An 11,776-nucleotide genomic window follows, 5' to 3' on the forward strand; every position below is an offset into this window, starting at 1 on the left:
GTGCCAGATGTGAGATGAACCGGCTAGAAGCCCGTTCCACAATAACATTGAGTTTTTTTTGTGGAACAGGCATCTTGCCTGTTCCTGACATTGGTGCCAGATGTGAGATGAACCGGCTAGAAGCCCGTTCCACAATAACATTGAGTTTTTTTTGTGGAACAGGCATCTTGTCTGTTCCTGACATTGGTGCCAGATGTGAGATGAACGAAACAAAAACTCCCCTCCTACAAACGCGGACGCAATCCATAATGACGGTAACGCCAATAATCTCGTAAAATGCGATCGTGATCGAAACATAATTGATGGGGAATCTGCCAAGATTCAAAAACTTGTAAATTTTTAGCATCGTCGGCGGCTTGAGGTTCGCCCGTTGCAGAAGCCAAGAATACAATACTGATAGTGTGTTTGCGGGCGTCGCGATTTGGGTCAGAATAAACGTAAAATTGCTCGATTAATTCTACATTCAAACTCGTTTCTTCTAAAGCTTCGCGTTTGGCCGCCGTTTCTACCGATTCCCCGTAATCGACAAAGCCGCCGGGAATCGCCCAGCCGTAGGGAGGATGGCGGCGTTCTATGAGTATAATCGGCCGATGCGGGCGATCGGCTAACTCGATGATAATATCAACTGTAGGAACGGGATTGCGATAAGTCATACCATTTTAGATTAAAGAATTGAAGAATTTAGCATCGTTGCAGTTTAACTGTGGAACGGGCCCCAGAGACCGTTGCAGTTTAGCTGCAAAATGTGCGATCGACCTGAGATGTTGCACCATTCTCAGTAAGCTTTTTATGAACAGGCAAGATGCCTGTTCCACAAAGAGTGAATTTTCTTGTGGAACAGGCATCTTGCCTGTTCTTGAGAATGGTGCAAAATGTGCGATCGACCTCACATACAGTTCTACAATATACTTGCATATAATGTACGGATTGCGATCGCAGACAAAAAAGAGAGATTGAAAGTATGCCTAAGTGGCTGGGAAAAGTTTTAGGTATCGGTGCGGGTACAATCCTCCTCCTCGGTGCAACTGGATACTGGTACGTTTTTATTGCTGGAGCACCTCAGTTAGACCCTCCGAAAGTAGTGGCTGATGCTGACTTAAATTTTCAACTCAAAACATATAAAAGTGCAGCTATGAATTCAGAGCGCACCTACGGCTTAATTTTGCCGCCTGGGTACGCAAAAAATCCCACACAGCGCTATCCAGTGATTTTTTTGCTGCACGGCGGGCACGGAGACGCGCGCGCTTATCAGGACAAAGCTGCTGTTACTTCTGTGCTTCACGATTTATATAAAAGCAAAAGATTGCCGCTATCAATTGTAATTACTCCTGACGGGAACGACAAGCGGGGTACGAGTCCTTTGTGGGACCCGCAGTATTTTGACGGGCCGAACGGTAAGGTGGGAAGCGCGATCGGCTCCGAGTTAGTGTCCATCGTAAAATCGCGCTACAGAACGCTGGAAGACCCCAAATTCTGGGCAATGGGAGGACAATCTTCGGGGGGTTGGGGAGCTTTTAATATCGGTTTGCGCTACTTGAATAATTTTAATATTCTGTTCAGCCACAGCGGTTATTTTACAGATCGAAGCGGCAAGGCTAACAGTCCTAAATATTTAGTGGAAAAACTTGCTGTTAAAGATAAACAGCAGTTGCGCGCTTATTTGGATGCGGGGGAAGGAGACGAAAATTTTCTGATTTCCACTCTACAGTTTCACGAGCAATTAAACAGTTTGGGTATAGCCAACGAGTTTAACAAATTTCCGGGAGGACACGGGATTGTGGGTTCGGATGTCGGTTGGAATTATTGGCACAAGCATTTAGCCGATTCTTTGAGCTATGTTGGAAAACAGTTTAAAATATCACTGGCCACACATAAAAATTAGAAATGTCAACAGTGTTACCCCAAAACAATAGGATTGGACTCTGGACTGCATCATTTTTAACCGGATTGGTAGGAGTTATTAACCTGCTGTCTGCTGTAACTCCCAGTTTACCCGATCGCCGAAATTGGCTAGAACCATTTTTCCCTTTTCCCGTGAGTGCGGGCGGCCATTTTTTGACAGCAGTTATCGGATTTATGCTGCTAACTCTGGCAACTAATTTGTTGCGGCGCAAGCGGATTGCTTGGTTGCTGACTGTGGGATTGTTAATCGTTTCTATTGTAATTCATTTAGGCAAGGGATGGGATGTTGAAGAAAGCTTGCTTTCTGGGGTGCTGCTGTTTCAATTGTTGGTGATGCGGCAGACGTTTACGGCTAAATCCGATCGCCCTTCAATTGCTCAAGGAATCCGGGTTTTGCTGGGGGCTTTGCTGTTTACGCTGGCTTACGGGACGGCGGGTTTTTACATTCTGGATGGGGGTTTTCAAGTTAACGGAAAAGCGGTTAATTTTGATTTAGACACAGCTTTGTTCCAGACTTTTGCCATGTTTTTTACGGCGAACAATACGGACAATGGGGGGGCAGTTCCGCAAACTCGGTTTGCTAACTTTTTTGCCGATTCGATTTATGCTGTGGCTACGGTAACGCTTGGTTACGCACTTTTGCTGCTGCTGCGGCCGGTGCTGCTGCGAAATTCGGCAAGTATTTCGGAACGGAATAAAGCTCAAGAAGTTGTAGCAAAATACGGGCGGACAACGCTAGCGAGACTGGCCTTGCTTCCGGATAAATCTTATTATTTTAGTTTGTCGGGAAAAAGTACGATCGCCTATGTGTCCAAAGGTAGAGGTGCGATTGCTTTGGGAGACCCCATCGGGCCTGCTGAAGACCGCAAAGAAGCAATTCTAGGGTTTCAAGAATTTTGCGATCGCAATGATTGGTATCCAGCATTTTATCAAACTTTGCCCCAGGATCTAGAAATGTATTCTATTCTCGGTTTTCGAGCGGTGCAAATTGGCGAAGAAGCTATTGTCAATCTCAAAACTTTTACTCTCAAAGGCAAGAGCAATCAAAACTTGAGAACTGCTATCAACAGACTTACAAAAGCCGGCCATCAAATCGAATTTTACGAACCTCCTTTAAGTTCCGAATTGATGCGCCAAATGAAACTCGTGAGCGACGAGTGGCTGCAAATGGTTCAGGGTGCGGAAAAAAAGTTTTCGGTGGGTTGGTTTGACGAGGCATATTTGCGGGAAACTCGCACCGCAGCCATCCACACTCCCGACGGTAAAATTAGTGCTTTTGCTAATATGATATCGGCGGGAGATGGGGTAGTTGGAGTTGATTTAATGCGGCGCCGCACTGAGGTGGAAAATGGCACGATGGAGTGTTTGTTTGCTTCGATGTTGCAGCATTGTCAAGAATTGGGATATCAAGAATTTGATTTGGGTTTGTCGGCTTTGGCGGGAGTCGGAGAAGCCCAGAAATCCGGGCGGTTGGAAAAGGTTTTGATTTATCTTTCGGATCACTTGAGCAAGTTTTATAATTTTAAGGGATTGCACAGTTTTAAAGATAAGTTTGGGCCGCGGTGGGAACCGCGTTATTTTGTTTATCCGAGTTTGGGAAGTTTGCCGGATGTTGTGGTTGCTTTGATTCGGGCCGATTCGGGCGATCGACTTTTGGATTATTTGCGCCCGGGAGGGTAGGCAACGAGCAATGTTGACTGGTTCCCAGGATCTGCCCGGGAACCCATATCTAGAGGCTCTGCCTCGGCTGAAAAATGGAGGCAGAGCCTCCGGATCTGCGTTACCAGGCTCCAGCCTGGTAACGAGTAAATATCCACGGGTAGAGACACGACTTCCTTTTCGTTACATCTGTTACATCCGTTGCCGAACTTCCTCCCTATGCCAACCCCCGAATTAGTACGCGCTGCTTTTGCAAAACCTCTGAGTACAGCTTTTCCAACTCAGTAATATTCTGACTGAGAGTGTACCGCTCCATCGCCCGTTGGCGTGCTTTTTGACCCAGCAGCGTTCCGAACTCAGGATGGTCGCAAAACAGCGGCAGCAAGGTTTGCAACTGACTCCGCACCCGCTGAGTGTTCAAAACTATCCCCGCCCCTTCCTCCAAGGCCTCGCCGTCAGCACCGGCATCCGTGGCCAAACAAGCCAAACCGCAGGCCATCGCTTCCAGCAGCGACAGGGACAGTCCCTCCACCAAAGAAGGCAAAATAAATACGTCTGCACCCCGCAGAATTTCGATCCGGCGTTCCTCCTCCGCGACAAATCCGAGCCACACGATGCCCTCCTCTTCGCCGTAAGACAGTTGCAGCGACGCCGCTAGGGGCCCGTCGCCTACGATCGCCAACACGTTGCCCCGGCGAAAATTGCACTGTTTCCAGGCCTTGAGCAGCGCCTCGACATTTTTCTCCGGGGCAATGCGACCTTGGTAAACAAAAATTCGATCGGCCTTTAATTGTGACTTCAACCCCGAAGGCCCGGGCGAATACTTTGCCGCGTCTACTCCGTTGGGAATCACCGCCACCCGTTCCTGCGGCACTCCCAACTTCACCAATATATCCCGCTGAATTTGAGAAAAAACGATCGTCGAGTCGTAGTTAGCCAAAAACGGAGCATAAAGTTGATACATCAGGTGTTGCGTTCCCGATGTCAAATTGCGCAATTTGCGATCGAACGGCGGGTGAAAAGTCGCCACCAGAGGCAAATTCAATTCTTGACAAATTTCCGGCAGCAAAAAGTCTAGAGGCGAAAGCGTCAGGGAAGCGTGAACAACATCGGGTTTGAGCCGCCGCAGAGATTTCATCAGCACTGTGCGGGACTTGAGAGTGGGAATCGTATAAATTTGCGATTTGTAGTGACAGGGTAAAGACACTTCGTTGCAACTCGCGGGCGAGAGCGAATTGGTATATGAGGTTTGAGCAATTCCTTTTCCCCACGAACCATTTGCCATGCTCCACGCCGTATTGTTCCTGTCGAGTGAGCCCGCTTCTTGGGCAAAGTGCAGGAAACTGACCTGGTATCCCCGGTCTAACAGTGCGTTGGTGACTTCCCTGGAGTAAGTGACGTTACCGCAAAAAGGTGATTTTTTTCCTAGCCAAGCGATGTGCATTCCAGTAAATCAGAGTTTGTTATTTTTTAGATTCGATCGACTTTGCTAATTCTGCTACGGGAAATATACCAGGTTAAGACACCGCCAGCTATCGCTAATCCTGCTAAGGCCAAAAATACTGTCGGCAAACCCAGAAATGTTTCCGCTACCCCGGCCAAAGCCAACGGTAAACTCAAAGCGATATTAGTCGCATTGTTTTGCAGCCCGAAGACTTTTCCCCGCATTTCTTCTGGGGTTTCTGCTTGAATTGTAGTCTGCATCGGCACTCCCACCAATGAGGCAAATAAACCCAACAGGGTAATGAACAGCACCGATATCCACAAATGCTGTGTAAATGCAGAAAGGCCCATCAGAGCAAGTGCCATGCCGATAGATCCGATTAAACTCAGTTGGGAGTGAGAAAATTTGTGGCCGAGATAGCCGACTGTCGTCGCCCCACCAGCCATACCGACGCCCACCGCAGCCAGCAAAAAGCCAAATTGCGACGCTTTCATACCGGGGAGAATTTCTGCCAGCCGCACCGCTAGAACTGCCAAGGCTGCAAAAATGGAAAACAGAATAATTAGTTGAATTAAAGCATTGCGGACTTTCGGTTGATCGTTGATGTAACGCAGGCCGTCTTGCAAATCTGCTAGGGGGTGTGGCGGTTCGTGTTCGGCATCGTTTTTTTCGCCTGTTTTCATCGACAGCAACAGCACTCCGGCGAAGGCGTAACTTCCGCCTACTACTAATTCTTTGCCGATTCCCAGTCCGCCGCCGAGGTTGCTAAATAGGGTGTCGGCTAAAGCTAGTAAGGGTTCTCCGACTGCAAAGCCAATAATCACCGAACCCATCATGGTTGTGGTGTAGAGCGAGTTTGCCGAGAGCAGGTGGCGGCGTTCCACGATTAGGGGAATCACTGACTGTTCTGCTGGGGCGAAAAATTGAGTTAGAGTCGAGACTAGGAATGTCACTAGCAGCAGCAAGCAGAATCCGAGCGGCAGTTGACCGAGTTCCCACCCGTCAGAGAGCCACAGCAGCACGGGCAATGTTAAAACGAAGGCTCCCCGCAGCAGGTTTGTGGCTACGAGCACTGCTTTTTTCGACCACCTATCGACATACACGCCCGCGGCTGCCCCGAACAGCACTGCGGGAATGGTAAAGGCGATCATGATTGCTGATACCCACCTGCTGATGGTTTGATCTGGCGCTTGAAAGCGGCTGGCCACCAGAGCGATCGTCAGTACGAGATAAACTTTATCTGCTAGTTGGGAAAAAACTTGCCCGCTCCACAATGCTAGAAAATTTCGGTTTTTCAGAACTGGCAGAAATGCTGTTTCTTTTTCGGGAGTTTCGGCTACTGCTTCCGAGCTCTCGGCTGCTGGGTCTGCTGTTGCCAGCGGGGGGATTGCTTCGGGTTCTTGGCTTTTGCCGTTGCTTGACTCTGTTTCTGGTGTTGTGGGATATTTATCCATTTCTGCCTCTTGGACGTTGCTCCATTGTCGATCGGCCAAGGCGGGTTCCGAGCGAAAATCGGGAAAATTTTCTCGTTCTTCCATTTTGTGGTGGGTCACAGCTAAAACAGATATTGTCAAATCAGAATCGGACAGTCGCATCATAGGATTTGGGGTCGCTCGCCTGGGAGGGTGGAGGTTGGGGGGATGTGAATTTCAAATTGAGGTGTTAACCCCTAAGTTTATTAATAATCTCGTAACTTTATCTCTATCTATTATCTGATGTCGCAACAATCTTGAGAATTTACCTGAAATTGCCGGCAGGTTCGGCTATCCCCCAGGCTGGGGGTGCGATGTACGATCGTTCCTTCACCTATTTAAGTCAACACTCAAAATTTAAAACTCAAAACTCTCTAAGTAGGTATCGATCGAGCTTCCCGATCGAATCGTGCAACCTAAATGATACTGGGCATATTGCCGCAAAATATTTTCTACTGATACCCAAGTTGTTCGATCGGCAATCCCCTCTCCCAGTTCTGGACTAGCCAACTGTTGCAGCGCTGCTAATTCTTTAGCATTAATATGGAAATTTGTCAAGTGTTTGCTGCTATTCATTTGGCGGGAACGGGAGGCGGATTTGTGCAAGCTACCGATTTCTGAAGAGAGTTCTGCCTCTAGGTTAGCTAGTTCCGACAAGCTGAAGGTTCCCCCAGAGGGTATACTAAACCCGGTTTGCCAGTTCGGATCGCTGAAATTTGGGATCAGCGGGTGTCTGGAGGCGCAGCAGACTTGGACTTGGGGCGCGAGGCCCGCTAAGGCTAGCAGGTGAAAAATGCCGTGGGTGAGGTGGGCGACAAGCACGGCGGCAGATTGGATTTCTGTGCGGTCGGACAAACGCTCCAAACGGCTCAAATGTTCGCCCAGCAACCAAAAGAGGTCTTCTTGGGGCTCGTCGGAAAGGGCGCTGGCGATCGCCAATTCGGCCAGATATTGCGCCGCTGCGAGTTTCCCTAGGTTGCGGCTCAAACCCGGATGGGATTGTACCGTGTCGGCTTGCGTAATTTTGTCGAGCGATCGGCCTTTGGCAATTAGCAATTCGTTGACCACAAATAATTCGCTTCTACCGCCAATGGTCGATCGGTGTTTGCGAACACCCGGTGCTACGGCTCGAATTAAGCCGAATTCCCGCGTCAAAACAGTCAGCACTCGATCGGATTCCCCCATCGGCGCACTCTTAAGATTAATTCCAGTTGCTTTGTAAGTTCTAATCATTGGTTAGTTGACTCTTGACGGTTAACTGTTGTCCTTGATGTGCTATTTGGTGAAGTTCCCGCCGGCACCACCATGAAAGCGCACTTGGCAATTTTCATCATATAATCGCTGAACCGACGGGCCGGGCCCAACACGGCGTTGGAACGGTCATTCAAAAGCGATCGCACAAAGCGTTTTAGTCCCCTCGTCGCCGCTAAACTTTGCCGTTAGCCCTCCTAGTTCTCAGTTGGGGAAGGTACAGAGAGCTTATTGACCAATTTTCAATGTAAGTTAGTAGTGAGTTTGGCAATAGGAAGAGAAAAAGAAATGTGGTCACTAACCCCACCCTAAAGGGATGGGGCTTGAAAGCGGAAGACTCACCACCTTCTTAATTTGAGACCAAACCAGTGTCTAGCCTGGGTCTTCGAGACAAGCTGAACTATATGGTGGTGGTACACCAAGCGACGTTAAGAATGCTTCCCTAGTTTTTAACCTCTCGGATAGTCAGCGGCGAAGGGATATATACACACGGGCTTACAGCCACTTGCTATGCGTACAGGTAAAAAGCACGAGCCTGTAACTGTCCAGGCGTTCATGCGAATACAAAACGTCGAACGTCGTCAGTATATTCAAGGCGGTAGCAAGCAAGAAAAGGGGGACTAATCCTCCCCCCATCCAATGTAAAGCCGTCCTAAAAGGACGGGGTTTCAACCCTCCGCTACGCTCCGCCCAAATTTTTGATGAGTAATTGAGATCCAATTCTAATCGAGCGGTGGCATCAATTATTTTTGTAAGCGTGAATTTCTCTCAGCTATTAGGGCCTTAAGGATGGATGGAATATAGTTTTTTGCCCCATCCCTCCAACCTTGCTCTTCTTTTCGGTTCTCCAGCATCCAGATAGCCGTTTTTAATCCTTGGTCAGATAACTTCTTCAAATTACTTTGGTTTATTAATGAGTTTGGTTCTATTCGTAGCACACCCTGTACTGCTTCAGTACGAACTCTCTCGTCTGGGTCGCTAATGGCTTCAATTAGTGCTTTAGTAGACTCTGGCGTTGCGTTGTTACTCAATCCAAAGGCAGCTACGCTACGCATACGTGCATCTGGATCCTGCTTCAAAAACCTAACTAGGAGAGGAACTATTTCTTCTGAAGCTACATTTGCTTGACCCAAACTAGACAGAGCATTTGAACGAGCCCAAGCGCTTGAATCTCTGGATGCCACTACAATCAAATCTGGAATAACTAATTTTAACTCCTTCGTGTAAGCATTTGACTCCCTTATAAGAAACTCGAAAAACCCTGCAGACCTGGCACGGACGCAAGCGCTTCGATCCTTCAATCCATTCTTGAGCAAAGGGAAGACTTGAGGAATTAATGTCTTTTGACCTAGGGTAATTTGAGTTAGTCCACCAGCACTAGCTACACGTACTCCTGGATCTTTATCCTGCATTGCTTGAGTTAAAATGGGAAGAATTTTAGAAATTAGTATTTTTTGAGATATGGCTGCCGTAACCAATCCTTCGATACTGGTTTCTCGTACCCTCGGATCTTCATCTTGAACCATTGTCATGAGAGCAGTCAATATTGTATGTGGCTCTGCTTTAGAAATCAGAACCCAAAGGGCTTTATAACGAGTTGTACCATCCCAACTCTTTAGAGCAGCTTTTAAATCATCGACATTTCTTTTGTCTTCAAACTTTAAATAATGCAAGTCATCATCGGGAACCCCATCACTAATATCTGAGCAATCTCCTCGATCTCCTTTACGTTCAATAGATCCAAATGAGCAACTACTATTGAATAACAGCAGAGATAGTAAAATAAGACAACGAAAAATATTAAAGGCAGAAACAAATTCGGCTCGCCATTTAATAGCCATAAATGTATACCCTAATACTTGTAACTGGAGTTATTAAGTCTGATTCAGCCACTCTACGAACTGTTGACAGCCAACAATTGGGACAATCTTAGCCTTGTTCGGAGGCAGATCGTGGGAATACATACCCGGAGGCAGAGCCTCCAATAACAACTAACAAGTAACCAATAACTATTGACTCTTGTCTAAATTATCCCGCTGGCGGATTAATTCCGGGCCGCGAGAAGTCCCCAAACGAGTTGCACCAGCGAGGATCAAATCTAAAGCTTGTTCGTGAGTGCGAATTCCGCCGGCCGCTTTAATCCCCATCCGTCCCTTCGTAACTTCCTTCAGCAGTCGCACATCGTCAACTTTCGCCGGGCCAAAAAAGCCGGTGTTGGTTTTGATGTAGGCGGCGCCGGCTTCCATGCAAATTTCAGCAGCTAATTGTTTTTCGGCATCCGAAAGCAGGGAACTTTCGATAATTGCTTTGATGGTGAGATTGGTTTCTTCGCAAATTTGGGCTAATTCCCGGTGGAATTCGTCGATTTTGCCCGCTTTCAGCAATCCTAGATTAACCGAGACATCTAACTCTACCGCTCCATTATCTGCTGCTTCTAGGGCTTCGTATATCTTCGCAGTTGATGTCGTTGCACCAGTTGGGAAACCTATGACAGTACAGACTTTCGGGCGCTTGCCGTGCAGCAGTTCGACTGCTTGTCGGACGTAGGCGGGATACACGCAAACTGTGACAAAGCCAAATCTATCTGCTTGTTGGCAGCAGTTTTCTAGTTGCTCTGGCGTGGCGGTGGGGTCAATCAGGCCGTAGTCGATAAAGGGGGCAATATCGATATCTGGCTGGTTTGCAGCCATTGTTTTTTTTTCTCGCTGGATAACTACTTTATTATTATAGCTGGCAAAAGTATAGTCATTTATTACATGACATGGGAGGCGTTAAGTCCCTCCCTCTTCACTTTTACTTCGAGCGGATTAACCCGCCTCGGCTGAACTACGCAGCTCTCTATCCCATTGCTAAACGCATTTGGGATTGCTTTTCTGAGGATGTTGTAAGACCCGTTCACATCGGAATTAATTAATTGACCGACCGATGTCTTGTACAAACCTCTCTTGATCCGCTTGCCACTAAATACAGCATCCTTATCGGTTTTTCCATAGACAGGAATCGGATCTAGAGTCAGAAAATTTGATTTCGATGTATAAGATTCTTCTTGTACAATCACCTTAATCCCAACCAATCGAGCCTTATATTCCAACATCTCAATCAGTCGAGTATGAGGAATGCCGACGAAGTTTTGGTTGGTTTGCTTTCCTAAATCAATCTCGGTTTTCCATTGTGCATTTTTGCCAACAACTAGCGTCCCAATTTGATTGGCGACCAAAAGGTCAACAATTAGGCGACTGGTATGATGCAAGTAATTATCGACTTTTTGGTTGCGACAGCGAGTTAAGCGTTGAATGCGGGGTGAACCCTTGCGACTTCCTTTTAACTGAGATTGTAACCGTGCTTTACGTTTGTTGTAGAACTGGTTGATTGATTTCAACGGACGCCCGTTAATCAACAGAGGTATAAAACCCGGCTGATTTGAAGTTAACGCCGCTAAATTATTCAGACCTAAATCAATACTAGCTACGAATTTATGGTCGCTGGCGGTGGACTCCGGTTCATCGTATATTACCTCAATCACATAAGAATCACATTTGGGAACCAATCTAACTTGACAGATTCGATCGGGTTCGATATGGGTTTTGATTGAGAGATTAGTTCCCGAAAGCTTGACGATTCCTTTCTTTAATTGCTTGCTACTAATTGCCTGAATCGTATAGACAAGGATATTCCGACCCTTGACTTTATCTTTGTACTTCGGTAGCTTCGGGCTGCCAGTAAATTTAGAGGAATCAGCTTTGTAAGCTTTAACTGCTTCAAAAAACGACTTCCAATTCTTGTCCAATATCATCAGTATTTGCTGACTCACCAAGGCTTGCAAAACCTTGTATGCTTGATGAGATTTCATCAAACGGTTCATCTCGTTGTAATTAACGTAACCCCATCCATAGATAAAACTCTGACGAATGACGTAGTTAGCGGCATTGTAGAGATTTTTGGACTTAAATAGACCTCTTGCAAAAATCCTTTTCATCAATTGATGGGACGGGCTCTTCGGCCCATCCCACAAGAAAAAATAACTCTTGTGGGATGGGCCGAAGAGCCC

At 47.1% G+C, this 11,776-nt stretch carries 10 protein-coding genes; 2 read left to right on the plus strand and 8 right to left on the minus strand.

The features are described 5' to 3' along the window. Positions 1–224: 224 nt before the first annotated feature. Complete coding sequence (locus QUB61_RS33185) at positions 225–653, minus strand: NUDIX hydrolase (RefSeq protein ID WP_333135308.1); 429 nt, start codon at positions 651–653, stop codon at positions 225–227. Positions 654–659: 6 nt separating this feature from the next. Then, positions 660–845 carry a hypothetical protein gene (locus QUB61_RS33190; protein WP_333135306.1) on the minus strand — a complete coding sequence of 62 codons (186 nt, stop codon included), beginning with the start codon at positions 843–845 and terminating at the stop codon, positions 660–662. A 116-nt stretch (positions 846–961) separates the two neighbouring features. Between QUB61_RS33190 and QUB61_RS33195 the strand changes: the two genes are divergently transcribed. Together QUB61_RS33195 and QUB61_RS33200 are read left to right on the plus strand one after the other, a co-directional pair. Next, positions 962–1,882 carry an alpha/beta hydrolase-fold protein gene (locus QUB61_RS33195; protein WP_333135304.1) on the plus strand — a complete coding sequence of 307 codons (921 nt, stop codon included), beginning with the start codon at positions 962–964 and terminating at the stop codon, positions 1,880–1,882. Between the two features lie 2 nt (positions 1,883–1,884). Next, positions 1,885–3,582, plus strand: coding sequence for a phosphatidylglycerol lysyltransferase domain-containing protein (locus QUB61_RS33200; protein ID WP_333135302.1), 1,698 nt, complete (start codon positions 1,885–1,887; stop codon positions 3,580–3,582). A 196-nt stretch (positions 3,583–3,778) separates the two neighbouring features. Here the strand turns inward: QUB61_RS33200 and QUB61_RS33205 are convergent, their stop codons facing one another. The 6 genes from QUB61_RS33205 to QUB61_RS33230 all read right to left on the minus strand — a co-directional run. Then, the gene (locus tag QUB61_RS33205; RefSeq protein WP_333135300.1) at positions 3,779–5,005 is read right to left on the minus strand and encodes a glycosyltransferase family 4 protein; all 1,227 of its coding nucleotides are present in this window, start codon (positions 5,003–5,005) and stop codon (positions 3,779–3,781) included. A 26-nt stretch (positions 5,006–5,031) separates the two neighbouring features. Continuing rightward, entirely contained in the window at positions 5,032–6,603 is a 1,572-nt protein-coding gene (locus tag QUB61_RS33210; protein ID WP_333135298.1) for an MFS transporter, read from the minus strand. Between the two features lie 231 nt (positions 6,604–6,834). Then, entirely contained in the window at positions 6,835–7,710 is an 876-nt protein-coding gene (recO, locus tag QUB61_RS33215; protein ID WP_333135295.1) for a DNA repair protein RecO, read from the minus strand. A 761-nt stretch (positions 7,711–8,471) separates the two neighbouring features. Then, positions 8,472–9,569: a HEAT repeat domain-containing protein gene (locus tag QUB61_RS33220; protein ID WP_333135293.1), complete on the minus strand. Its 1,098-nt coding sequence runs from the start codon at positions 9,567–9,569 to the stop codon at positions 8,472–8,474. Between the two features lie 168 nt (positions 9,570–9,737). Then, complete coding sequence (deoC, locus tag QUB61_RS33225) at positions 9,738–10,418, minus strand: deoxyribose-phosphate aldolase (RefSeq protein ID WP_333135292.1); 681 nt, start codon at positions 10,416–10,418, stop codon at positions 9,738–9,740. A gap of 62 nt (positions 10,419–10,480) precedes the next feature. Further along, on the minus strand, positions 10,481–11,776 hold a 1,296-nt coding region (locus tag QUB61_RS33230), incomplete at its 5' end, for a transposase (RefSeq protein ID WP_333190305.1).

The sequence above is a fragment of the Microcoleus sp. C2D2 genome, assembly GCF_036702495.1.
GTDB lineage: Bacteria > Cyanobacteriota > Cyanobacteriia > Cyanobacteriales > Microcoleaceae > Microcoleus.

What these genes read in the sequence shown, in the direction of transcription:
- QUB61_RS33220 (WP_333135293.1), bottom strand. Translation starts at nt 9,569, where the DNA reads ATGGCTATTAAATGGCGAGCCGAATTTGTTTCTGCCTTTAATATTTTT.
- QUB61_RS33210 (WP_333135298.1), bottom strand. Translation starts at nt 6,603, where the DNA reads ATGATGCGACTGTCCGATTCTGATTTGACAATATCTGTTTTAGCTGTG.
- QUB61_RS33190 (WP_333135306.1), bottom strand. Translation starts at nt 845, where the DNA reads ATGCCTGTTCCACAAGAAAATTCACTCTTTGTGGAACAGGCATCTTGC.
- QUB61_RS33205 (WP_333135300.1), bottom strand. Translation starts at nt 5,005, where the DNA reads ATGCACATCGCTTGGCTAGGAAAAAAATCACCTTTTTGCGGTAACGTC.
- deoC (WP_333135292.1), bottom strand. Translation starts at nt 10,418, where the DNA reads ATGGCTGCAAACCAGCCAGATATCGATATTGCCCCCTTTATCGACTAC.
- QUB61_RS33195 (WP_333135304.1), top strand. Translation starts at nt 962, where the DNA reads ATGCCTAAGTGGCTGGGAAAAGTTTTAGGTATCGGTGCGGGTACAATC.
- QUB61_RS33200 (WP_333135302.1), top strand. Translation starts at nt 1,885, where the DNA reads ATGTCAACAGTGTTACCCCAAAACAATAGGATTGGACTCTGGACTGCA.
- recO (WP_333135295.1), bottom strand. Translation starts at nt 7,710, where the DNA reads ATGATTAGAACTTACAAAGCAACTGGAATTAATCTTAAGAGTGCGCCG.
- QUB61_RS33185 (WP_333135308.1), bottom strand. Translation starts at nt 653, where the DNA reads ATGACTTATCGCAATCCCGTTCCTACAGTTGATATTATCATCGAGTTA.